Source organism: Micromonospora sp. WMMD708 (genome assembly GCF_049315245.1).
GTDB lineage: Bacteria > Actinomycetota > Actinomycetes > Mycobacteriales > Micromonosporaceae > Micromonospora > Micromonospora wenchangensis.
The window spans coordinates 3,472,648-3,495,904 of record NZ_CP186060.1; the positions used below are offsets into that span (position 1 = coordinate 3,472,648).

The 23,257-nt window shown below is 72.4% G+C and carries 20 protein-coding genes; 6 read left to right on the forward strand and 14 right to left on the reverse strand.

Translation table 11 applies throughout. The features are described from left to right. Positions 1 to 107: 107 nt before the first annotated feature. The 3 genes from ACN260_RS15305 to ACN260_RS15315 all read left to right on the forward strand — a co-directional run bounded on the left by ACN260_RS15305 (position 108) and on the right by ACN260_RS15315 (position 4,164). Entirely contained in the window at positions 108 to 2,351 is a 2,244-nt protein-coding gene (locus tag ACN260_RS15305) for a M4 family metallopeptidase (protein ID WP_422751754.1), read from the forward strand. Between the two features lie 146 nt (positions 2,352 to 2,497). Then, positions 2,498 to 3,625 (forward strand): glycoside hydrolase family 53 protein, encoded by a 1,128-nt coding sequence (locus ACN260_RS15310; protein WP_422751755.1) that lies wholly within the window; start codon positions 2,498 to 2,500, stop codon positions 3,623 to 3,625. 74 nt (positions 3,626 to 3,699) lie between these two features. Beyond that, on the forward strand, positions 3,700 to 4,164 hold the full coding sequence (locus ACN260_RS15315) for a hypothetical protein (RefSeq protein ID WP_422751756.1): 465 nt from the start codon (positions 3,700 to 3,702) through the stop codon (positions 4,162 to 4,164). Positions 4,165 to 4,294: 130 nt separating this feature from the next. Here ACN260_RS15315 and ACN260_RS15320 read toward each other — a convergent pair whose 3' ends face one another. The 5 genes from ACN260_RS15320 to ACN260_RS15340 all read right to left on the reverse strand — a co-directional run bounded on the left by ACN260_RS15320 (position 4,295) and on the right by ACN260_RS15340 (position 9,707). After that, on the reverse strand, positions 4,295 to 5,035 hold the full coding sequence (locus ACN260_RS15320) for a cellulose binding domain-containing protein (protein WP_422751757.1): 741 nt from the start codon (positions 5,033 to 5,035) through the stop codon (positions 4,295 to 4,297). Between the two features lie 408 nt (positions 5,036 to 5,443). Next, the gene (locus ACN260_RS15325; protein ID WP_422756724.1) at positions 5,444 to 6,430 is read right to left on the reverse strand and encodes a LacI family DNA-binding transcriptional regulator; all 987 of its coding nucleotides are present in this window, start codon (positions 6,428 to 6,430) and stop codon (positions 5,444 to 5,446) included. Between the two features lie 94 nt (positions 6,431 to 6,524). Next, positions 6,525 to 7,364 (reverse strand): carbohydrate ABC transporter permease, encoded by an 840-nt coding sequence (locus tag ACN260_RS15330; RefSeq protein WP_422751759.1) that lies wholly within the window; start codon positions 7,362 to 7,364, stop codon positions 6,525 to 6,527. Then, on the reverse strand, positions 7,361 to 8,359 hold the full coding sequence (locus ACN260_RS15335; protein ID WP_422751760.1) for a carbohydrate ABC transporter permease: 999 nt from the start codon (positions 8,357 to 8,359) through the stop codon (positions 7,361 to 7,363). The genes ACN260_RS15330 and ACN260_RS15335 overlap by 4 nt, the downstream gene beginning before the upstream one ends. 55 nt (positions 8,360 to 8,414) lie before the next feature. After that, the gene (locus ACN260_RS15340; protein ID WP_422751761.1) at positions 8,415 to 9,707 is read right to left on the reverse strand and encodes an extracellular solute-binding protein; all 1,293 of its coding nucleotides are present in this window, start codon (positions 9,705 to 9,707) and stop codon (positions 8,415 to 8,417) included. 244 nt (positions 9,708 to 9,951) lie between these two features. On the opposite strand from ACN260_RS15340, the gene ACN260_RS15345 reads away from it, so the two are divergent. From ACN260_RS15345 to ACN260_RS15355, 3 genes are all read left to right on the forward strand, one after another. Then, entirely contained in the window at positions 9,952 to 11,577 is a 1,626-nt protein-coding gene (locus ACN260_RS15345; RefSeq protein WP_422751763.1) for a glycoside hydrolase family 43 protein, read from the forward strand. A gap of 303 nt (positions 11,578 to 11,880) precedes the next feature. After that, on the forward strand, positions 11,881 to 13,074 hold the full coding sequence (locus ACN260_RS15350) for an endo-1,4-beta-xylanase (protein WP_422751764.1): 1,194 nt from the start codon (positions 11,881 to 11,883) through the stop codon (positions 13,072 to 13,074). A gap of 8 nt (positions 13,075 to 13,082) precedes the next feature. Next, entirely contained in the window at positions 13,083 to 13,679 is a 597-nt protein-coding gene (locus tag ACN260_RS15355) for a polysaccharide deacetylase family protein (protein WP_422751765.1), read from the forward strand. 172 nt (positions 13,680 to 13,851) lie between these two features. On the opposite strand, the gene ACN260_RS15360 is transcribed toward ACN260_RS15355, so the two are convergent. The 9 genes from ACN260_RS15360 to ACN260_RS15400 all read right to left on the reverse strand — a co-directional run bounded on the left by ACN260_RS15360 (position 13,852) and on the right by ACN260_RS15400 (position 23,199). After that, positions 13,852 to 14,844 (reverse strand): hypothetical protein, encoded by a 993-nt coding sequence (locus ACN260_RS15360; RefSeq protein ID WP_422751766.1) that lies wholly within the window; start codon positions 14,842 to 14,844, stop codon positions 13,852 to 13,854. Between the two features lie 63 nt (positions 14,845 to 14,907). Next, positions 14,908 to 16,692 carry a type IV secretory system conjugative DNA transfer family protein gene (locus ACN260_RS15365; protein WP_422756725.1) on the reverse strand — a complete coding sequence of 595 codons (1,785 nt, stop codon included), beginning with the start codon at positions 16,690 to 16,692 and terminating at the stop codon, positions 14,908 to 14,910. A 5-nt stretch (positions 16,693 to 16,697) separates the two neighbouring features. Continuing rightward, entirely contained in the window at positions 16,698 to 18,416 is a 1,719-nt protein-coding gene (locus ACN260_RS15370) for an ATP/GTP-binding protein (protein ID WP_422751767.1), read from the reverse strand. Next, positions 18,413 to 19,906: an SCO6880 family protein gene (locus ACN260_RS15375; RefSeq protein WP_422751768.1), complete on the reverse strand. Its 1,494-nt coding sequence runs from the start codon at positions 19,904 to 19,906 to the stop codon at positions 18,413 to 18,415. The genes ACN260_RS15370 and ACN260_RS15375 overlap by 4 nt, the downstream gene beginning before the upstream one ends. A 54-nt stretch (positions 19,907 to 19,960) precedes the next feature. Further along, complete coding sequence (locus ACN260_RS15380; RefSeq protein WP_422751769.1) at positions 19,961 to 21,160, reverse strand: hypothetical protein; 1,200 nt, start codon at positions 21,158 to 21,160, stop codon at positions 19,961 to 19,963. Beyond that, a complete protein-coding gene (locus ACN260_RS15385) occupies positions 21,161 to 21,874 on the reverse strand; it encodes a hypothetical protein (protein ID WP_422751770.1) in 714 nt (237 codons plus the stop codon). It lies immediately after the preceding gene. Continuing rightward, positions 21,871 to 22,227: a hypothetical protein gene (locus ACN260_RS15390; RefSeq protein ID WP_422751771.1), complete on the reverse strand. Its 357-nt coding sequence runs from the start codon at positions 22,225 to 22,227 to the stop codon at positions 21,871 to 21,873. The genes ACN260_RS15385 and ACN260_RS15390 overlap by 4 nt, the downstream gene beginning before the upstream one ends. Positions 22,228 to 22,342: 115 nt before the next feature. Further along, positions 22,343 to 22,672, reverse strand: a complete 330-nt coding sequence (locus tag ACN260_RS15395) for a hypothetical protein (protein ID WP_422751772.1) — start codon at positions 22,670 to 22,672, stop codon at positions 22,343 to 22,345. Next, positions 22,669 to 23,199 carry a hypothetical protein gene (locus ACN260_RS15400; RefSeq protein WP_422751773.1) on the reverse strand — a complete coding sequence of 177 codons (531 nt, stop codon included), beginning with the start codon at positions 23,197 to 23,199 and terminating at the stop codon, positions 22,669 to 22,671. Before ACN260_RS15400 ends, ACN260_RS15395 begins: the two co-directional genes overlap by 4 nt. Positions 23,200 to 23,257: the final 58 nt, after the last annotated feature.

Consider the following 23,257-nt stretch of genomic DNA (forward strand, 5'->3'; position numbering starts at 1 on the left):
CGATTCGGTATGGTTATCCATCGACATCCGTCTTCCCAGACCCTCCACAGCCGACGATGATCGCGTCATCGAAAGATGCGAAAGCATCTCGGATCGGGGAGGTCAGTTTGAGATCAGCCCTAGCGCTGGCCGGCGTCACCATGCTGGTCGGCAGTGGTCTCGTGGTCACCACCACGAGCGCGTCCGCCGCTCCGCCCGCGACCCCGGGACCATCGCTGGTCGCCGCCGCCGACACAGCGCTCAAGGAGCACTCCCGCGACGTCAGGTCCTCGGCGAAGGACCGCTACGCCGTGCACAGCAGCAGGCGCGACGCCCAGGGCCGGGGCGCGGTCCGCTACACCCGCACCTACGACGGGCTCCGCGTCTACGGCGGGGACGTCGTCATCCGCACCGGGGCCGACGGTGACTACGCCGGCAGCTCGGTCGGCCTGGCCGCGCCGCTGAGCCTCGCCACCACCCCGAAGGTCAGCGCCGCGAAGGCCCGCAAGGCGGCGACCACCGCGTTCTCCGGCCGGATCACCGCCACCGGCGCGGCGGAGCTGTTCGTCGACGCCAGCAGCGGGACCGGCCGGCTGGCCTGGGAGACGGTGGTCACCGGCTGGGCGCCCGACGGGCAGACCCCCTCGAGGCTGCACGTGATCAGCGACGCGATCACCGGTGCCCGGATCGGCTCCTACGACGAGATCGAGTCCGTCGTCGGCACCGGTAACAGCATCTACGCCGGCCCGGTCGCGATCGACACCACCCAGTCCGGGGCCACGTACAGCATGATCGACCCGACCCGGGGCAACGGCCGTACCTGCGACATGAACAACGGCACGTCGACCTGCACCACCTTCACCGACGCCGACAACGTGTGGGGCACCGGCGCGGCCTCGAACCGGCAGTCCGCCGCCGTCGACGCGCACTTCGGCGCGGCGACGACCTTCGACTACTTCACCGAGGTGCACGGGCGCAACGGCATCTTCGGCAACGGCACCGGGGTGCCGAGCCGGGTGCACTACGGCAACGCGTACGTCAACGCCTTCTGGGACGGCGCGCAGATGACCTACGGCGACGGCGCCGGTAACGCCAAGCCGCTGGTCGCCCTCGACGTCGCCGGCCACGAGATGTCCCACGGCGTCACCGAGAACGTGGTCCCCGGCGGCCTGACCTACTCCGGCGAGTCCGGCGGCCTGAACGAGGCCACCAGCGACATCTTCGGCAACATGGTGGAGTTCTACGCGAACACCCCGGTCGACCCCGGCGACTACGAGGTCGGCGAGAAGATCGACATCCGGGGCACCGGCGCGCCGCTGCGCTACATGTACAACCCGACGCTGGACGGCTCGTCGCACGGCTGCTGGTCGACCAGCACCAACAGCCTCGACGTGCACTACTCCTCGGGCGTGGCCAACCACTTCTTCTTCAACCTGGCCGAGGGCTCCGGCGTCACCCCGTACGGCACCTCGCCGCTGTGCGGGTCGGCTCCGCCGGTGACCGGGATCGGCCGGGAGAAGGCGGAAAAGATCTGGTTCCGGGCGCTGGACGCGTACTTCGTCTCGAACACCCGCTACGTGAACACCGCCCAGCCGACCAACACCGCGCGGATCCACACCCTGTCGGCCGCCACCGACCTGTACGGCCTGTGCAGCACCGAGTACAAGGCCGTGATGGCCGCCTGGACCGCGGTGAACGTCAACGGCACCGAGTCGTGCGCCGCCAACGACTTCAGCGTCGCGGTCACCCCGGCGACGGTGACCGTCGACCCGGGCACCTCGGCCACCGCCACCGTCACCACCACGGTCATCCGGGGCACCGCCGAGACGGTCACCTTCTCGACCGGCCCGCTGCCCGCCGGGGTGAGCGTGTCCTTCTCCCCCGCCTCGGTCACCGCCGGCGGGTCGACCACCGTCACGGTCACCGCCGCCGCCACCGCCGGCAGCGGCACGGTGCCGGTCACGGTGGTGGGCACCGCCCCCTCGGTGGCCCGTACGACCACGCTGAACGTGACGGTGAACGGGCTGCCGGGCTGCTCCGGCAGCAACGGCACCGACGTGCCGATCGCCGACAACTCGACGGTGGAGAGCACCATCGTGATCAGCGGTTGCGCGGCGACCCCGTCGACCACCAGCAAGGTGGAGGTGCACATCGTGCACACCTACATCGGTGACCTGGTGGTCGGCCTGATCGCCCCGGACGGCAGCGTGTACACGCTGCAGAGCCGTTCCGGGGGCAGCGCCGACAACATCGACCAGACGTACACCGTGAACCTCTCCCCGGAGGTGGCGAACGGCGCCTGGCGGCTGCGGGTGCAGGACGCGGCGAGCCTGGACACCGGTTACCTCAACAGTTGGAGCCTGAACCTCTGACGCGTCGCTGACGCAGGCGGGCCATCCGGGTCTCCCGGGTGGCCCGCTCGCGCGTCGGCAACCCCACCCCACCCCGGTATAGTCATGCCCGTCTATTGGTGTCGCCGTCCCGACGCCCCCACCACCCCACCACCGAGGAGGTCCGGATGACTCCGTACCGATCCCGCCTGCGGGCCTGGGCCGTCGCGTTCCTCGCGGCGGTCGCCCTGCCGGCTGCCCTGCTCGGCCCGCCGACGTCGGCGTCGGCCGCGAACACGCTGACCATGCTCGGCGCGGACGTCTCCTCCGTGCAGCGCAGCCTGGACCTCGGCGCGCGGTACTACGACGCCACCGGCACCGCCCGCGACCCGCTCGACATCCTCAAGGGCGTCGGCGTCAACTACGTCCGGCTGCGGATCTGGAACAACCCGGCCAGCGGCTGGAACAACAAGGCCAAGGTGCTGGCGTACGCGAGGACGGTCAAGGCCAAGGGCCTCAAGCTGATGATCGACTTCCACTACTCCGACACCTGGGCCGACCCGGGCAAGCAGTACAAGCCGGCCGCCTGGGCCAACCACGGCATCGGCCAACTCCAGACCGACGTCTACAACTACACCTACGACGTGTGCACCAGCCTGCGCAACCAGGGCACCACGCCGGACAGCGTGCAGATCGGCAACGAGATCAACGTCGGCATGCTGTGGAACGACGGCAAGGTCGTCAACAACGACTTCACCAACCTCAGCCTGCTGCTCAAGGCCGGATACCAGGCCACCAAACAGTGCAACGGCGGCACCCAGGTGATCATCCACACCGCCAACGCGGACAGCATGGACCACGCCCGCTGGTTCTACGACGGCATCCGGGCCAAGGGCGTGCAGTGGGACCTGACCGCCCTGTCGTACTACTGCATGTGGCACGGCACGCTGGCCAACCTCTACAACGTCATCACCGACGTCCGCACCCGGTACGGCAAGCCGGTGGTGCTCACCGAGACGGCGTACCCGTTCACCGCCGCGAACGCCGACAACGAGCCGAACGCGATCAACGGCACCGAACCCTGCGCGGGCCACCAGGCGAGTTGGAGCGGCCAGGCCACCGAGTTCTCCTGGGTGCAGGACACCGCCCGCAACGCCGGCGCGGTCGGCGTCTTCTACTGGGAGCCGACCTGGTACGCGGTGCCCGGCAACGGGTGGGACCCGGCGAACATCAACGGCACCGGCAACCAGTGGGACAACATGGCCATCTTCAACTGGACCGGTCAGGTGAACCCGAACATCCGCTGGCGGCCGTAGAGCGGGCGCGAGGCTCCCGTCCCGGTCGGCGGGCCACCGGCAGTGGCCCGCCGACCGGGCACTACCCTGGCCCGGTGCGATACGACGAGTGCGAAGCGGCCATCCGTGAGCTGGTCGACACGGCCGACGAGGACGCCCTGCACGCCTTCGGGCTGGCGACGGTCACCCGCCTGCTGGAGGCCGACCTGATCGACGAGGCCGGCGAGGACGACCTGGACGAGGACGCCCGGGCGGCGCTGGCCGCCGCGCGGGAACGGATCGCCACGGCCGGCGCGAGTGAGCTGCGCGCCCACCTCGACCGGATCGACGAGGGTATCCTCGCCGACGGCGACATGGACCCCGGCCTACTGATCGCCCTGTCGGCCCTCGAACACTGGACCAGCTACCTGGAGGAGCACCGGCGCGGCGAGCTGCACGAACTCGCCCTGCGCTCCGTCGAGGAGGTCGACTACCGGGTCTCGGCCGTGCTCGACGACTTCCTGGCCACGCCGGAGATGTCCGCCGAGTACGCGCGGATCAGGCAGTCGCTGACCGTCTGACGACCCGCCGCGTGGCGGGCCGGACCGACCGCGTGCCGCCAACCCCGGTGGGTGGCGGCACGCGGTCGGGAACCTCGGTTCCGTGCGGTGTGTCCGCGCGCCGGCACGGCCGTCGCCTGCCGGCCGACGGTCACCGGCCGCAGTTCAGCGTCAGCGCGGCCGGCGAGTTGGTCCAGACGAGCATGCCGAACGTCGTGCTGCCACCCGGGGCCAGCGTGCCGTTCCAGGAGGCGTTGCGCACCGTGACGTCGGTGCCGGAGGTGCTGAGCACGCCGTTCCAGAGCGCCGAGATGCGCTCGTCGCCGTACCACCGCCAGCTGACCTGCCAGCCGTTGAGCGTCTGCTCGGCGGTGTTGCGCACGGTGACCGTGGCGGCGAACCCGCCGGTCCAGCGGTTGTCGACGGTGATCGTCGCCCGGCACGACGCCGACCCGGCCGGCAGCGTCCGGACCGGCCCGCTGATGACGTACGGGTCGTGCTTCTCCCCGGCGCTGAACCGGTACCAGTAGTCGCTGTCCGGGGTCAGCCCGGTGACCGTGATCTCACCCTGCCGTTCCGGGCCGGACACCGCCGAGGCGACCGGGTTCAGCCAGGCCGTCGCGTCCTCCCGGCTGGCGAAGACGACCAGGGTCATCGGCGGGTCGTAGCCGCACGGCGGGGTCATGATCATCGAGTACCGGACGGTGATGCTCGTGGGGCTGGCCGACAGGAACTGTCCGGAGACCGGCAGCGCCGGGGGGCACGCGTAGGTGGGGGTGGGTAGCGGGGTGGCCGAGAGCGCCGGCTGGGCCTGGGCCCCGGTGAGGGTGCCGGCCCAACCGGCCAGGGTCAGGGTCGTGGTCGCCAGCACCACGCCGAGCGTGCGGAGCATCCGTACCTCCGAGAGGGTTGCGGGGGCACCGGCGGCCGGGACAGGCCTGGGGTGCCGGGTCCGGGACTGTCGCCCACCGTGCGGTGGGCGGGTGAGGTGCTGCGCGATCATCGGCTGTCCTGGCCGGGTGGACGCCGGACGGCGCGACCGACGGGACGAGGACGACCGACCGGTGGGCACCGTCGCGGACTGCCCGGCGCGGGGTGGCGCGGCCACCTCGCGTGTCCGACGGATCGGCGCACGAGTGGTCACGCCGGCTCCCGGGCGTGACGACGCCAGAACAGTTTGGCATTCGATGACTGTCGATGCAATGCTGTCCGATCGGGCCCTCCGGGGCCGGCCGACCGGCCGCCACGGACCGCCTCCCGGCGTCGATCGGCCGACCACCGACCCGGTTTGCGGTCCGGGTCAGCGGCTACGCGGCGCGGCGGCGCTGTCCCGGACGACCAGATCGGTGGCGAGCTCGATACGCGGACTCTCGATCGTCTCGCCCCGGGCCAGCCGCAGCACGGTCCGGGCGGCCAACATGCCCATCTCGGCCAACGGTTGCCGGATCGTGGTCAGCGGCGGCGAGCACCAGCGGACCTCCGGCAGGTCGTCGAAGCCGACCACGCTGACGTCGTCGGGCACCCGCAGGCCACGCTTGCGGACCGCCTCGTAGACGCCGAGCGCCATCTGGTCACTGGAGGCGAAGATCGCGGTGGGCGGTTCGGGCAGGCCCAGCAGGTGCATGCCGGCGGTGTAGCCGGACTCGTGGTAGAAGTTGCCGGGCCGCACCAGCCGGTCGTCGACGGCGAGGCCGGCGGCGTCGAGCGCGGCCCGGTAGCCGTCCATCCGGGCCCGGCTGCACATCAGCTGCGGCGGGCCGGCGATGAAGCCGATCCGCCGGTGACCCAGGCCGAGCAGGTACTGGTTGGCGCGCAGGCTCCCCGCCCAGTTGGTGGCGCCGATGGTGGGGGCCTCCTGGGGGGCCACCCCGGCCGGGTCGACGATGACCACCGGCAGCCGCAGCCGGCGCAGCTCGGCCTGCAACGGCGGCTCCACCATCGAGGTCACGAAGATGACCCCCTCGGTGGATCGGGTCCGCATGTTGTCCAGCCACTGCTTGGCCGACGAGGTGCGCCGGTGGATGGCCGACACGACCGTGCCGGCCCCGCTGGCCTGCGCGACGTCCTCCACCCCACGGATGATCTCCACGGCCCACGGGCTGTCCAGGTCGTTGAAGACCAGGTCGATCAGGGCGGACTGGGTACGTCGCGCCGCCGAGCGGGGACGGTAGCCGTGCCGGGTGAGCAGCTCCTCCACCCGTTCCCGGGTCTGCGGGGCGACGTCGGACCGGCCGTTGATCACCCGGGAGACCGTGGGCACGGAGACGCCCGCCAACCGCGCGATCATCGCGATGGTGACGTTCCTGCCGTTCTCGGAGCCCACGGTCGCCCTTTCGGTCGGGGGAACTACGGTCGCAGAAGGCTATCGCAGCAGGTCGGGGTCACCCCTTGACGCTGCCGGAGAGCCCACCGATGAGCTGACGTTCGGCGATGGCGTAGAAGCCCAGCGCCGGGATCATCGACAGCACGACGTAGGCGAGCACCTTCGCGGTGTCGTCGGAGTACTGCCCCTGGAACGCCTGGACCCCCAGCGGCAGGGTCCACCAGCTCTGGTCGGTGAACACCACCAGCGGCAGCATGAAGTTGTTCCAGCTGCTCACCAGAGCCAGCACCGACACGGTGGCCAGCGCGGGACGGGCCATCGGCAGCAGCACCCGCCAGAAGAACCCGAAGGGACCGCAGCCGTCGAGGGTCGCCGCCTCCTCGACCTCGCCGGGAATGGCCCGGAAGAACTGCCGCAGGATGATGATGGTGATCGGCAGGCCGAAGGCGGCCTGCGGCAGGATCACCCCGAGCGGGTTGTCCAGCAGCCCCATCCCGCGCAGCAGGATGAACAGCGGCAGGATCGCCACCGCGAAGGGGAACATCAGCCCGATCGCGAAGAGGGTGACCAGGAACTCCCGCCCCCGGAAGGCGAACCGCGCGAAGACGTACGCGGCCATCGCCGCCGCCGCGACCACGACGAACGTGCTGGCCACGGCGATCAGAACGCTGTTGCCGACGTTGCGCCAGAACACCCCGGCGGTGAAGATCTCGACGTAGTTGGCCGGCACCCACGGGTCGGGCAGGCCGAGCGGGTTGGTGGAGAGCTGCCCGTTGTCCTTGAACCCGCCGATCACCCCGAACCAGACCGGCACCACGATGAGCGTGCCGACGGCGATGGAGATGAGGTGCAGCAGGAGGCGGCGGGCCCGCTGGGCCGGGTTCGCCGGGCTGGTCATCGCTGGTCTCCTTGCACGGTGAGGGCGCCCTCGGTGTCGCGACGCAGGACGATGCGCTGGTAGATGAGGGCGAAGACGAGGCTCAGCAGGAACATGATGATGCTGATCGCGCTGGCGTAGCCGACCTCGAAGCGGCGGAAGCCGAACTGGAACATCGTCACGGCCATGGTCTCCGAGGCGTGGATCGGCCCACCGCCGGTGAGTACCCAGACCATGTCGAACAGCTGGATGGTGCCGATGACCGACAGGAACACGCTGATCCGGATGGTCGGCCCGAGCAGCGGCAGGGTCACGAGCCGGAACGCCTGCCACGCGTTGGCCCCGTCGGTGACCGCCGCCTCGTTGAGCTCCTTGGGGATGTTCTGCCGGGCGGCCAGGAAGAGGATCATGTAGAGGCCGAAGTACTTCCAGGAGACCACCAGGAAGACGGCGTACAGGACGGTGTCCGGGTCGGCGAAGACCGCTCCCGCGTCGGCACCCAGAAACCGGGAGATCGCGTCACCGAACCCCCGGTTGGGCGAGAACACCAGGTTGAACAGGACCGCGGTGGTGACCTCGGAGAGCACGTACGGGGCGAAGAAGATCACCCGGTAGATGGCGCGACCCCGCAGCGGCTGGTTGAGCAGCATCGCCAGGCCCATCGCGACCGGCAGCTGGACGACCAGGGAGAGCACGATCAGCACGAGTCCGTGCCACAGGTCGCCCCGGAACACCGGATCGCCGAAGGCGCGGGTGTAGTTGTCCAGCCCGATGAAGTTCTCGGGCAGCCCGAAGCCGTTCCACTTGTAGAGGCTGGCGTAGCCGGCCACCACGATGGGGGTCAGCACCAGCAGCAGGAACAGCAACAGGGACGGGGTGAGGAAGACGGCCAGGGCACGGCGGCGGCCCGGCCGGGGCCGGCGGCCGGTACGGCGTACGCCGCCCGGCCCCGGCCCCGACGGTTCGGTCACTCGGCCGCCGGGTCCCGCGTTCGACAGGATCGATGGCGTGGTCATGCCTGCTCCACTCAGTTCTCGCCGGCGGCTGGTGATCGGTGGGGGTGGGACGTCACTACTGGGTCTTCGCCACCTGGGTGATGTCCTTGAGGATCTGCGCGGGTGACTTGCTGCCGGCGACCAAGGCGGCGACGCTGTCGTTGACCTGCTGGCCGACGGCCGGCGGGTACGCCTGGTCCAGGTAGAGCTGGAAGCCGGTGGCGGCGGCCAGCGTCTGCGCGACGACCTTGGCGTTCGGGTCGGCGATGGCGTCGGTGGCCTCCTTGACCGTGGGCAGCACCGCGCCGGTCTTGGTGCTGCGACGCTGCACGTCGACGCTGAGCAGGGTCTTGAGGAAGTCCATGGTGGCCGGCGGGGCGTCCTTGCCGACAGCGAAGCCGTTGCCACCGCCGAAGACCTCGGTGGCCGAACCCTTGCCGCCGTCGACGGCCGGGAACGGGAAGAAGCCAAGCTTGTCGCCGAGCCCCTTCTTGCTGGTCGAGCTGGACGCCTGCACCGACGGCGCCCACTGCCCCATCAGCTCCAGCGCCGCACCGCCGTTGCCCATGGTGGCGGCCTGGCCGTCCGGGGAGCCGTACTCGGCGCCGAGGAAGCCCTTCTGGAACGGCTGAAGGTCGATCAGCTCCTTGAACCGCTCGCCGGCGGCCACGAAGTCCGGGGTCTCGAAGTTCTTGTCCTTGGCGGCCTGCTGGAGTGCGCCCAGACCGCCGATGCGCATGGACAGGTAGGCCCAGTAGAAGTGGGCCGGCCACTTGTCCTTGCCGGCCAGCGCCACGGGGGTGATCCCGGCGGCCTTGAGCTTGCGGACCACGTCGAGCAGCTCGGCCCAGGTGGCCGGCGGCGCGGCGATCTGCGCCTTGGCGAAGAGGTCCTTGTTGTACCAGAAGCCGACCATGCCGATGTCGAACGGCACCCCGTAGATCTTGCCGTCCACGGTGTACGGCTCCAGCGACAGCGGCAGCAGGCCGTCCTTCCACGGGGCGATGGTCTCGGTGAGGTCCTTGACCAGGCCCGCGTCGACCTGTTGCTTGAGCACCCCGCCGCCCCAGGACTGGAACAGGTCAGGCGGGGAGCCGGCCTGGGTGGCGGTGGTCAGCTTGGCCTTGAACGCCTCGTTCTCCAGCGGCTGGATCTCGATCTTCACGTTGCTGTGCGCGCTCTGGTACTCCTGGGCCACCGCCGCCCAGACCGGCAGCATCGGCTCGGTGTTCTGGATGTGCCACCAGTTGATCGTCTGGGGCGCGTCCGGGTCGTCGGACGCGTCGTCGCTGCAGCCGCTGAGCAGGTAGGCGCCGGCGCCGGCGCCGACGAGGCCGAGCAGCGATCTGCGGGAGAGGTGCGCTGTCATGATCCATCCCTTCAGGGACTCACGAGGTGCTCGGGCGCCGGCCGGGCCGGCGGGTTTCGAAACGTGTATCTCCGGAACTTTCAGAGCGTCGCCGGTATTACCGATCGATGGCGGGCACGCTACGAGTTGTTTCCACGCGGGTCAAGCCCTCTGTCCTATCGCGGCGAAAACGGCTAGCGTGTGCAGGGCTTCACCGACTACGGCCCTGATTCCGAAAGTTTCGAGAGCTGCCCGAGGAGTGCACGTGTCGACCGACACCGCTGAAGTGGCGACCGCTGCCCGGTCGATCCGCAATCCCGTCCTCGCCGGGTTCCACCCGGATCCGTCGATCCTGCGGGTCGGCGACGACTACTACCTGGCCACCTCGACGTTCGAGTGGTATCCCGGGGTCCGCCTGCACCACTCGCGCGACCTGGTGCACTGGCGACCGCTCGGCGGGATCATCACCGAACGCCGCCTGCTCGACCTGCGCGGCTGCGGCGACTCCAACGGCGTGTGGGCCCCCGACCTGACCTACCACGACGGGCAGTTCCACCTCGTCTACAGCGACGTGGCCAGCTTCGCCAGCGGCTACTGGGACCCGCAGAACTTCCTGATCACCGCACCCGACATCACCGGTCCCTGGTCGGACCCGGTGAAGCTGCACGGGCGCGGCTTCGACGCCGCGCTGTTCCACGACGACGACGGCACCACCTGGCTGCTGGCCATGAGCGCCGACTGGCGGCCCGGCCGGGACCGCTTCGGCGGCATCGAGATCCAGCAGTACGACCGGGCGGCGCGCCGGCTGGTCGGCCGGCCGCGCATCTTGTTCACCGGCACCCCGGTCGGGGTCACCGAGGGCCCGCACCTCTACCGCCACGACGGCTGGTACTGGCTGATCACCGCGGAGGGCGGCACGAGTTGGGAGCACCAGGTCACCGTGGCCCGCTCCCGCGAGCTGTTCGGACCGTACGAGGTGGACCCGGGCGGCCCGCTGCTGACCTCGGTCGGCCGACCCGACCTGCGGTTGCAGAAGGCCGGCCACGGCAGCCTGGTCCGCACCCCCGACGGCGGGTGGTACCTCGCCCACCTGGTCGGTCGCCCCTACTCCCCGCTGGGTAGCTGCGTGCTGGGCCGGGAGACCGCGATCCAGCGGGTCGAGTGGCCCGCGGGCGGCTGGCCCCGGATCCCCGGCGGGGTACCCGCCGACGAGGTCGACGCCCCCGACCTGCCGGCGCACCCGTGGCCGGCGGAACCCGACACCGACGACTTCGACGCCGACGAGCTGGGCACGGCGTGGTCGACGTTGCGCCGGCCGGCCACCCCGGACTGGATCGACCTGCGGTCCCGCCCGTCACACCTGCGGGTCCACGGTGGACAGTCGCCGGTGGGGCGGCAGGCCCCCAGCCTGGTCGCCCGCCGGGTCGGCGCGACCCGGTGCGCCCTGGAGACCGTCGTCGAGTTCGACCCGGTCGACCACCGTCAGCTCGCCGGGATCACCGCCTACTACAACACCCTGAACTGGCACCACCTCTACCTGACCCGCGCGGACGACGGCCGTACCGTGCTGGAGCTGCTCAGCTCCGACAACGGCCGGCGCACCGCCCACCCGGAGCTGACCGTGGACACCGGCGGCGTCACCCGGGTCGGCCTGCGCGCCGAGTTCGACGGGCCGGTGGTGCGCTTCGGCTACGACCTGGGCACCGGCTGGCAGCAGCTCCCGGTCGAGCTGGACGCGACCATCCTCTCCGACGAGCACGCCGCGCTGATCATCGACGGCGAGCCGGCCGCCTGGGGGTTCACCGGGGCGTTCCTCGGGCTCTGGGTGCAGGATCTCGGCGGCGACGGCGGGTACGCCGACTTCGACCGGGCCACCTACCGGGAGCACTGACCGGCGCAGCACGCCCGACCGCACCACGACCGGCTCCGGTGGAGCCGGTCGTGGTCGTGCCCGGGTCCCGGTCGGCGTCGAAACGTTGCGAGGAACGACCGGCAGCGTGACCAGGAGTTCCGGAAGTATCGATGGTTGACCGGCCGGGTCTGCACTCGTAACGTTCCAGTCGACTTCCGGAAATCGACAGCCGACTATCGGTAGGTTCCGGCACGGCCCTCCCCCGCGCGCACCGGTGGCCGTACCGTCCCCGCCCACCTCGCCGCCGTCGACCCGTCGACGCGCCTCGGGAAAGGAACGCAGATGATGCTCAGACGGTGGATGGCCGCCGGGTTGGTCGCCGTCGCGACCGCCGGCGTGTTGAACGCCGTACCGGCCGCCGCCGAACGGCCGTACGACCCGACCGCGCAGAGCCTGCGCGCCCTGGGCCAGCGCCACGGCCTGTACGTCGGCACCGCGGTCGACATGGCCGCCCTCGCCGACCCCGCCGAACCCCGCTACCGCGAGATCGTGCGCGACGAGTTCTCCACGGTCACCGCCGAGAACGTGATGAAGTGGGAGTCCCTGGAACCGACCCGGGGCAGCTACGACTGGTCGGCGGCCGACGAACTCGTCGCCACCGCCCGGCGCAACGGCCAGAAGGTCCGGGGTCACGTGCTGGTGTGGCACAGCCAGCTGCCCAAGTGGCTCACCGACGGGGTGGCCGACGGCTCCATCGACAACACCGAGCTGCGGTCGATCCTGCGCAGGCACATCACCACCGTCGCCAGCCGCTACCGGGGCAAGATCTGGCAGTGGGACGTCGTCAACGAGGCCGTCAGTGACCCCTGGGACACCCCGTCCACCCTGCACTACAAGGGGTTCTGGGCCGAACACCTCGGCCCCGGCTACGTGGCGGACGCGTTCCGCTGGGCGCGCGCCGCCGACCCGACCGCCCTGCTGTTCTACAACGACTACAACATCGAGGCGTTCGGCTCCGGTGACCCGGCCAACGACAAGACCCAGTTCGTCTACGACATGGTCAAGGGCCTGCTGGCCCGGGGCGTGCCGGTCGACGGGGTCGGCAGCCAGGGTCACCTGGGCACCCAGTACGGCAACTACGACACCCTCCAGGTCGCCGACGCGCTGCACCGGTTCGCCGGGCTGGGACTGTCCACCGCGTTCACCGAGGTCGACGTGCGCAGCCGGCTGACCGACGGGGTGCAGGCCGGCGACTCGGAGGAGATCAACCCCCGGCTCCAGGCGTCCGCGGCGAACTTCCACGTGCTGTTGCAGGCCTGCCTGGCCGAGCCGCGCTGCCTGTCGTTCACCGTCTGGGGCTTCACCGACCGGCACTCCTGGGTACCCGGCACCTTCGACGACCCGCCGCAGGGCCTGGCCACCATCTACGACGAGAACTACCAGCCCAAGCGGGCGTACCAGGTGATGAAGGCCGACCTGATCTACGCCGGACCGCCGTACGTGCGGATGCGCGCGACGCCGAAGCCGCGCCGGTAGGCCGGCCGGTGGGTGCCGACATCCTCGACACGGCCCGGGGCGGCGGGCGGACGGTCAGCCTCACCTTCGACGACGGCCCGAACCCCGCCGACACCCCGCGCCTGCTCACCGTCCTGCGGCGGCACCGGATCGCGGCCGTGTTCCTCCTCTGCGGCGGGCAGGTCGAGGCCCATCCCGAGGTGGTACGCAGGATCGTGGCCGACGGCCACCACCTGGGCAACCACAGCATGCACCACGACGACATGACCACCTGGTCGGCCGAGCGGATCGAGGCGGATCTGCGGGAGACCAACGAGGCCATCCGGCGGGCCGTGCCGACGGCCCGGGTCCGGTACTTCCGGGCCCCCTACGGGGCCTGGGGTGCGACCCCGGCGGTGGCCGCCGCGCTGGGCATGCGACCGCTCGGCTGGCGGTTGGCCGTCGGGGACTGGGAGCCGCCGGGCACCGACGAACTCGTCCGTCGGCTGCTCGACGGGGTCACCCCCGGCGCGGTGGTGCTGCTGCACGACGGTGGCGGGGACCGCAGCCAGAGCGTCGCGGCGGTCGACCGGGTCGCGCCCGTGCTGCGCGCACGACGCTGGCGGTTCACCCTGCCGGCCGGATGAACCGCTGCCGGCCCGCCCCGGCGGAGCGGGCCGGCAGACCGGCCACGGCCGGTGCGGGTGGTGGGTGGAGGGTCGGGGTGTGCCCGTCCACCCACCACGCCGTCGGGGTGCCGCCGGTCCACGTCCCTGGACGCGGCGGCACCCCGACCTGGCCGCTCCCGGCAGGCGTGACCTACCGGACGACACCCCCGCCACCACCGCTGCTGCCACCGCCGCTGCGCCGGTGGTGGTCGCGGGTACGGTCGGACCCGTTGCGCCGGTTCACCGGCTCGTGCGACGAGCCGCTGTCGCGGCCGCTGGTGCGGGAGGTGTGGGTCCGCGACGTGTGGTTACGGGAGGTGGCACCGCCCCTGCGGTGCGAACTGGCGGTGTCGGCGACGTCTCCCCGGGACTCCGTGTCCTGCCGGGAACGCCTCGGCTGTTCCCGGGGGCCCCGGGTGACCATGAACGCGGAGCCCGCACCGTGCACGATGGCTCCCGAGTTGCCGGCCGTGGTGTCCTGTCCCGGCGCGTAGCCGACCCCCCAGGTGATCGCGCCGGCAGCGGCCACCGCGCCGTAGGCGGCCCGGACCAGGTCACCCTGCTGGCCGTTGCGCAACGAGTTGACCACCTCCTTGCCCACCACGTACATGCCGGGGCCGGCGGCCAGGGCCAGGCCCACGCTGTTGGCCACCGCGTTGCCCCGCAGCCCGGCGGCGCCCTGCACCCCGGGCGACGCGACCAGCGACACGAAGTTGACGATCTTCTCGTCGTTCTCGTAGATCCACCTGCCGGCCTGCTGCGCCCAGGTCATCACCCGGTTCTGGCTGTCCAGCGAGTGCTCGCTGGTCTCCCCCTCGTTCCACTCGACGCTGATCGAGTCGCCGGGGCCGGGGCTGCTGCGCCCCGAGGAGGTCGATGTGCTGTACGGCTGGACCACCTCGGCCTGGTAGTCGGCCGCGCTGTACTGGCCGTAGCCCGACGGCATGGACGAGGTGCTCGGGGCGTCCTGGCTGTAGTTGCTGGGGGTGTAGCTGACCTGCGGGTTACTGGCCTGGCTGTAGACGCTCGGTGAGTAACTGATCTGCCCGTACCCGCTCTCGGTGGGCGGGTAGTGGACGCTGTAACTCTCGCTGCCGGTGGGACTTCCGGTCCCGCCCGGTGGCGGCTGATGGGGTGAGGACACCTGGGCTCCCTGATGCTCGACAAGCGGTTGACACGCTCTTTACGACCGGCCCGGCGGGCCGGTTCAGCCGACGGCGGGGGTTTCTCGCCGGTCTTCCCGCCACGGGGTCGCGGTGGCCTTGCCGGCGGCCCGTTCGGTGATCGCCGCGACCTCCTGCCGGGCCTGCGCCGAGATCCGCGCCGCGTCCGGCTCCTTGTACCAGGGCCGCAGCGTGATCACCGCCGGCCGGATGCCGGTGGCGAGCAGCAGCGCGGTCCCCTTCGGCAGGGCCCGGATCCGGTCCGGCGGCAGCACGTGCTCCTGCCGGTACGAGGTGGACCGGGACGAGCCGTCCCGGCTGCGCGAGACGCTGACCGTGCTCACGTCGTGCTGCCCGACCAGCTTGGAGACCTTCTCCACGAAGTCGGCGTCGTCGAGGCCCGCACCGAGCAGCTTGATGGTGGCTGCGCCCCACAGCGCGTCCATCCCGGCCTCGCCCCACACCCGGGACCCCTGTCGGTAGCTCTGCAACAGGGTGACCACGTTGATCCCCCGCGACCCCAGGTGCGAGTAGAGGTCGGGTAGGTCGGAGATCCGGCACACGTTCGCCGCCTCGTCCAGCACCGCCGTCATCGGGGGGTCGAGCCGGCCGCCCATCCGTTCGGCGGCCACCACCCCCGCCCGCAGGGTCGCGTCGGCGAGGCCGGCGATCACCCCGGCGGCCGAGCCGCCCCCGTCCTTGGAGAGCAGGAAGAGGGTGTCCCGGCCGAGCACGTGCCGCTCCGGGCGGAACTGCGGCAGGTACGGGTCCGGCGACACCCAGGCCAGGATCTCCGGGTCGAGCAGGCACGCCACGCACTGCCGGGCCGTCTCGTAGATGCCGTCGCGGGTCTCCACCGCCCCGCGTACGGTGCCCTGGAGCTGCTCGGCCATCGCCGGCAGCCCGGCGTCGCGCAGCAGGTCGATCGGGGTGCGGTCGGCCGGGTCGGCCAGCCAGCCGAGCAGCTCGGCGACGGGTGCCCGCCCCCGGGCGGCGGCCAGGAAGAGCGCGGTCAGGGTGTTCTGCGCCGCCGAGATCCAGAAGTCCTTCTTGGCGGTGTCGTCGTTGACCGACGCCACGAAGTGCCCGGCCAACCGGCGGGCCCCCTCGATGCTCGTACAGTCGGCGAGGATGTCCCACCACATCTGCCGGGGCACGTGGGCGATGCCCTGCGGGTCGAACGTCCACACCGTACCGACGCGTTCCCGTTCGGCGCGCGTCACCGCGTACACGTCGGACTTGTTGGAGGTGAGCAGCACCGCGCCCCGGGCCCGCAGCACCCGGGGCACCGCGATGCCGGTGGACTTGCCGGCCCGGGGGGCCATCAGGTCCAGCTCCACGTCCTCGAAGGAGGAGCGCAGCTCCGGGCCGTTGGGTGACAGGTCACCGAGCAGGTTGCCGGTGTCGTCCGGGCTGAGCTGCCGTACCCCGGCCAGCGAGGGACGCAGCTCCCGGGCGCGGGCCGCGATCCCGGCGGGGGTCAGCGGGGCCAGGTCACGCACCCGGGCCAGCCCGACACCGCGCCCGCGCAGGTCCAGCAGCCGGCGTCCGGCGAGCACCCCCGGCACCACCAGCAGCAGCGCCACCACCAGCATCCCGGCGTAGACCGGATACGGCGACGCGCCGGGCCAGAGGGCCCCGGTGTCCCCGGAGACCAGCGCCAGGTACGCGCCGAGCGTGAACGGCGGCGGATGCCAGCCGTGCCCGGTCACCGCGGCGCCCAGGGTGCCGCCCAGCCAGGCGACCGTGAACAGCGCCGCGTTGGCGAGGACCACCAGGCAGAAGGCCCAGAAGAACAGGTCCGCCCCCCGGGGCGCGCCCGACGACATCCGGTTCACGCCCGCCACCCCCGCTCGCCGGCGGCGACCCCGTCGGCGGCCAGTTCCGGCCGGGTGGTCAGGTTGCCCAGTTCCGCCTCGGCCTCGAAGACCGCCTGCCGGGCCGCCGCCCGCTCGGCGGCCTGCTGGGCGGCGTAGCCGTTCTGCACCCAGCGCTGGTTGGTGTCGTGCAGCCGCCGTTCGGTGTCGGTGATGGACACCCGGATCGGGATGCCGGGCCTGCCACCCACCTTGATCAGGAACCGGCCCCGTCCGGGTGGCTCCTCGTTGCTGCCGGTGCTCGCCCAGCCCGGCGGCGACGACCAGGAGGAGACCAGCTCGATCTCCCGTTTGGACAGGCCGATCACCCGGCCCAGGTCGGTCATCTCCGCCGCCGGCAGTCCGGCGCAGGCGACGATCCCGGCCCGTTCCACGAAACCACGCGCCTTGGCCCGGTCGGCGTCGGAGCCCAACGCCTCGGCGTCCTTGAGGGTGTGGGTGATCTTGGCATCGCCGAGGCCGAGCGACCGGTTGAGCCGGGTCAACGCGTCGATCCGGTCGACGATGCCGGAGGCCGCCCGCAGCGGCCGCCACAACTCGTCCAGGATGGTGAAGAACCAGCGGCGTGGGGCCAGGCCGGCGTCGGCCAGGGCGTGCGAGGCGGCGACCGTGCCCAGCCCCTCGGACCAGGCGGCCAGCATCGCCGCCGCGGTGAGCTGGGTGTCGGACTCGCCGATGCGGGAGATGTCGATGCACACCGCCGGTGCGTCGGGGTCGATCCGGGTGGAGGTGGTCGAGCCGAAGGTGTCGCCCAACGCCCCGTCGAGGATGCCCAGCAGCGAGCGGTGCAGCGGGTCCACCGCGTCGCGGTAGCGGCTCTCCTGGCCCCGGTCCAGGGTCACCGCACGGACCCGGTCCGGCCCCTCCTCCAGCACCCGCAGCAGGTCCGGCAGCAGCGGGGCCCGGCCCTGCGGGGTGTGTTCGCGCAGGTGCCGCAGGCAGGCCGAGAGCACCGACTGTTCGTGGTCGTCCAGGGCCCGACCGCGCACGATGGTCAGCAGCGCCGCCACCATGTTCAGCACCCGGCCGTGCGTCTCGGCGGCCAGCGCCCGGCCGGCCCGGCCGCCGATCCGCTCGGCGGCCAGCCCCATCGCCCCCGGGTCCAGCACGTTGATCCCGCCCACGCCGCGCCCGATCGGGATCACCTGCCCGCCGAGGGCACGGACCGTGTCCGCGTAGTCCGGCTTGAGGTCGCCGAGGACCAGCGGCACCACCCCGGTCGCGGCCAGGCCCACCGCCATCCGGTTGATCAGGGTCGACTTGCCCAGGCCGGGCATGCCCAGCATGAACAGCGACGGGTTGGAGATGTAGCGGGCCCGGGTGAACCAGGAGATCGGATCGCCGCAGACCGTGGCGCCGGTGTAGAGGTGCTGGCCCAGCGGCACCCCGGACATCGGCGCCCCCGAGCCTGCCGAGAACGGCCACAGCCCGCACGCCTGCACGGTGGTGGCCCGCCACATGGTGGGCGCGTCGAGGTAGCCGACCCGCCCGCCACCGGGCCCCTCCCACCCCCGCGCCGAGGGGGGCAGCTCCCGGCGGGGCCGGGGCGGCCGGGTGTTCTTCGGCGGTACGGGGGCCCCGTCGTCCGGGTCGCCGACCAGCCCGGTCAGCGCGGTCCGCGCCCCCGAGGTCCCGGCCGGCCAGCCTGCCCCGAGCCCGTCCGGTGCGCCGCTCACATCGCCTCCTGGAGTTCGTGTGGCAGCACGGTCTGCTCCCACGGAAGGATTCCGGCCGGCAGGGTGCAGGTGAACGCCGCCGCCTGCATCCGGTGGGCCGGCCGCATCGCGATCCGGGTCGCCCCGGTCATGTTGCGGACCAGCACCGACGCGTCGTCGAGCTGGGACCGGTCGTCGACGGTGACGGTGAGCATCAGCGAGAACTCCACCAGCCCCGCGCCGGTGGCCTCCTCGGCGGCGGCCTGCTCGGCGGCGCGGACCTCGGCGGCGGCCCGCGCCTGCACCATGCCCCGCCCGGAGGTGGCCATGAACTGCGCCGTACGCCGGTCGGCCTCGACGATGCGGGCCGAGGTCGCCGGGTCGATCGGCCGGTAGAGCAGCGCCACCCGCTTGCGGCGGGTGCCGGCGGACGCGTCGAGCATGGTGCGCAGCACGCTGGAGCGCACCGTGCCCCGGGGGGCCAGGGTGAGCAGCCAGGTCCGGGACACCCCCGAGTCGTGCTGGTAGGCGTCCACCGACTCGACCGCGGCGACCGGCCCGCAGTCGGCCCACTCCAGCCCGGTCTGCCCGTGCTCGGCCCGGACGCTGAGCACCTCGGCGGCGCAGGCCGGGTCGTACGCCACCCGGACCACCTCGGCGATCTGCTCGGCGGACAGCGGCTCGGCGACACCCCCACCGGCCCCGATCAGCCCGGTCAGCAGGCTCGGCACCCGGATGGCCAGGTCGGTGACCACGTCCTCCGGATCGCGTCGCGGCCCACCCACCGGGGCGTAGGTGAGGGTGATGTAGGAGTTCATCTCCGACGACGCCGACGGGTAGTCCTCGACCACCTCCTCCAGCACCGCGCGGGCGGCGGCGGGAGCGGCGGCGTCCAACCGGGGCAGCACCTCCGCCGCGAGCCGGGTGCCCGGGTCCGGGGCGGTCTCCACCACCACCGACGCCCCCCGTAGCCCCGGCTCGTGGGCGAGCCGGGACAGCCACTCCCCCCACAGCGACACCCACGTGTCGACCTGCTCCGGGTCGACCAGCGACCCGCCGTCGGGCTCACACCGCAGCACGATCGTGTAGAGGTTGCGGCTCTTGTGGTGCAGCACCCCGAACGGTCTGTCGTAGGCGTCCCGACCCTCCCGGGCGAGCACCCCGCTGAGCAGGCCGGGCGGCGGGAACCGGCCACCCGGTCGCGCCGAGAGCGGCCCGGAGACGTACAGGTGCTCGCGCCGGGACACCCGACGCGACCAGCCGATCCGCAACGTCAGGAGCTGGTACATGTTGCGGCCGTCCTGGGTGCGTACGGCCATCGGCAGCAGCGCCACCACCAGCGGCACGCCGACCACGAACGCCGCCTGCAGCGACGCCAGCGAGGCCAGCAGCACCAGCACCAGCCCGCCGAACACTCCGACCGTGCCGACCAGGCCGAGCGGACCCAGCCCGGCCCGGCGTGGCCGACGCCAGTTGCCGTACGTCGGTTCGATGGCGGCTTCGGTCGTCATTGCCTCCCCCTCGTCTCACCCGGGCGACGGCCGGCCGGCCGTCGCAGCGCACTGTCAGTTGTGGCCGGCGTCGCCGTCCGCGCCCGACACGGTGCCGGCCGCCATGCTCCGGCCGGCGCGGGCCGCCCGGTGCGCCCCGTCGATCGCCGCCCCGACCGGCCCGGCCAGCCGGGCGGCGGAACTTGCCGCCGCCGCGGAGCCGGCGGAGCCGCCCGCGTTCCGGCCGGTGCGGCCCTCGCCGCCGGACGGTCCCTGCCGGCCGCTGTCGCCCCGGCTGCCCTGCGGCCCGCGGGCCCCGGACGGCGCGCCACCGCCCCCTGCACCGCCGGAGGACAGGGCGGACCCGGCGACCCGTTTCGCGCCGGAGGCGACCATGCCGCCCGCGGCCGAGACGGCGGTGCCGGTCGGGTCGCCGGTGCCCAGCGCCGCCGTGGCCGGTACCACGATCTTGAGCAGTGCCGGCAGGGCGATCGCCGACAGCAGCAGCACACCGATGCCGGCGATGCGGATGTGCGAGGAGTTCTGGGTGCGGCTGCCGACGGCGAGCATCTCCGCGCCGGAGAACATGATCAGACCGACGGCGGGCTTGTAGAGCAGCCAGGCCACCGTCCAACCGATGTGCTTGCGCCACCAGCCGGCGCCCCAGTTCGTCATCGACGCGGCGGCGGCCAGCGGCAGCGTACCGAGCATGATGGTCATCACGCCCAGCCGCAGGTAGAGCATCAGCACGTGCACGATGGCGGCGATCAGCAGCAGGAAGGCCAGCACCAGCAGCAGGAACGACTCGATGGAGGAGCCGTTGTCCACACACGGCACACCCATGATCACCTGCATGGCCGCCGACTTGAGCAGATGGTCGGAGAAGCCGTCGGAGAGGCTGGCCGCCCGGCCCACCACCCACGAACCGGCCCCGGCGACCAGGATGACCCGCAGGAAACCCTGCAGAGCGGTCCGCCCGGCGGTGCCCTTGCGTTCCATCGCCATCCGGGCGGCGGCGAACAGCACCGACCCGATCGCCAGGTAGGTCACGACCCACTCGATCTGGTCGCTGATCAGACTCGGTACGTCGTCCGGACCGCCCTCGGTCGTGGTGCCCAGCGTCGGCACCGAGGCGCTCAGCTCGGCGAAGATCGAGATCGCGGCGGCCAGCATCAGGTTGGCGATCATCCGGACCAGGGTGCCGATCGGGTCACCGAGGAACGAGAAGAAGCCGGTGATGATGTCCAGCGGACTGGGAGGTGAACACCCGCCCATCTACTTCCTCCAGAGGGTGTAGCCGGCGCTGCCGGTGACCGTGCCGAGCGAGGCGTGCACCACGCCGGCCCGCGACGGCGTCACCTTCCAGTCGCCGGCGTCCCAGCGCAGCTCGACCAGGGTCGCCACGTAGCCCCCGGCACCGGTCTTGACCAGCAACTGCACCCGGGCGGCGTCGGCCGCGTACCGGGACAGGGCGAAACCCGCGTAGCTGCCGCCGCCCCGGCTGGTGACCACCCCGGCGGCGGCCTCCAGCCGGGCCACCAGCACGTCGCGGCCCGGCCCCGGCAGCACCTGCCGGTCGGCCACCGTCCGCCAGGCGGGCCCGGCCAGCTGGGTGGGCACGGCATGCGCCGCCAGCACCGCACCGATCGGGGTGTGCGCGAAGCAGCCCAGCACCCCGTCGGCGGTGCGCGACGGCCCCTGCGTCGCGGAGACCGGCACCCGGTCGCCGCCGTCGAGGGTCCGCCACGCCACGTCGTCGGGGGGCACCGCCGGCCCGGACGCCACCACCGGCCGGGGTGGACACTGCGCCACCTGCGCCTCGGCGGCGGCGCGGGCCACCGGGTCGACAGACGTCTGCCGGGTCACCCCGGACACCCAGACCCCCGCCGCCAGCAGCGCCATGCCGGCGAGGAACGCGACGGACAGCAGCCAGCCCCGTTCGGTCCAGAACGGCGGGTCCGCCGGGGAGCGGCCTCGCCCGCCGGTCACTGCGGCTGGCCCTCGGTGGTGCCGCCACCACCGAGGAAGAAGTTGGCCAACGGACCCGCGACGGCGACCAGGATGCAGCCGCCCAGCACCAGGCCGAGGCGGGACATGTGCTCGGAACTCTCGCCCCGCTTCACCGAGATCGCCATCATCGTGCCGGTGATCAGTACCCCGGCCACCCCGGCGGCCGTGCCCGCCCAGGCGATCAGGCCCAACAGCTTGTTCACCAGGGTGGTCAACTGGCCCGGGGCGCCGGGCTTGGGGTTGATTCCGCTGCCGGGTCCCGGATCGGGGGCCATCGGGAGGCGGGCGAACAGATAGGCCGCCGCGTACTGGGACAGGCTCGTGAACGTCATCGGAACAGCTCCTTCAGGGCAGGTGGCATCACCGGAGGCGTCGACGACGCTCCGGCGGTGACGGAGGTGGAACAGGGCCGGCAGTGCGGGTGCGCTGCGGCCGGCGGCGGTCGGCTCAGAGTCCGAGGTCGCCGAAGAACATGACGAGCGGTCCGGCGGTCGCACCGAGCACGCAGCCCATCGCGACGAACACCGCCCCGCGGAAGTGGTCACTCATTTCCCCGGGCACACCCCGGTTGAGTTGGATGGCCATCGAGATGCCGAGGATGAGCAGCCCGGCGACGCCCGCCGCGCTGACCCCCCAGGCGAGCAGGTTCAGCAGGTCGTCGGCCGCGCCACCGGCCGGGTTGTACGGCGGCGGGGGGTTGAAGGCCGGCAGCGGGGAGGGTGCCGCCGCCGGACCGCGCGCCAGGACCGCGGCGACGGTCCCGTACCCGGAGGTCACGGGGTCCTCCCCTCGCCGGCCGGTCCGGTCGCCGCCCGCAACCGGTCCAGGGCCCTGGGCATCCGGGCGGGCTGCTGTCCCAGCCGCCACGCCGGAATCCACGGCACCCGGTGCACCGGCGCGACCGACCGCAGCACCCGGATGCGGCGGGCCAGCGCCGGCGGCAGCCGGCCCGGGGCGTCGGCCAGCAACACCAGGCCGACCAGCCGCATGCCGGGCGGATGACGTCCCTCCCGCAGCGCGTTGAGCGCCCGGGACATCGCCCGCATACCCTCGGCGTTGGTCCGGGCGACCAGCATCACCGTGGCCGGCTCCGCCCGCGCGGCGTCCGGCCACCGGCAGCCGAGGTCGACGCCGCCGAAGAGCCGGGACAGCGTCGTCGTGCCGGCGCCCCCGTGCGCCGCGATCCAGCCGAGCCCCGTCTCGGCCAGGGAACGCCGGGACGGGGCCGCCCCGGGACCGGTCCGGGCGGACGGCGGCCCCGGTGGCATCCGCGCTGCCGGGTCGGTCATCGTCGCGGACCCCATGCACCCACCTCCTTTCGGATGTCGCTCCACGTCGTCGACTTCCCGGTTGAACCACCCC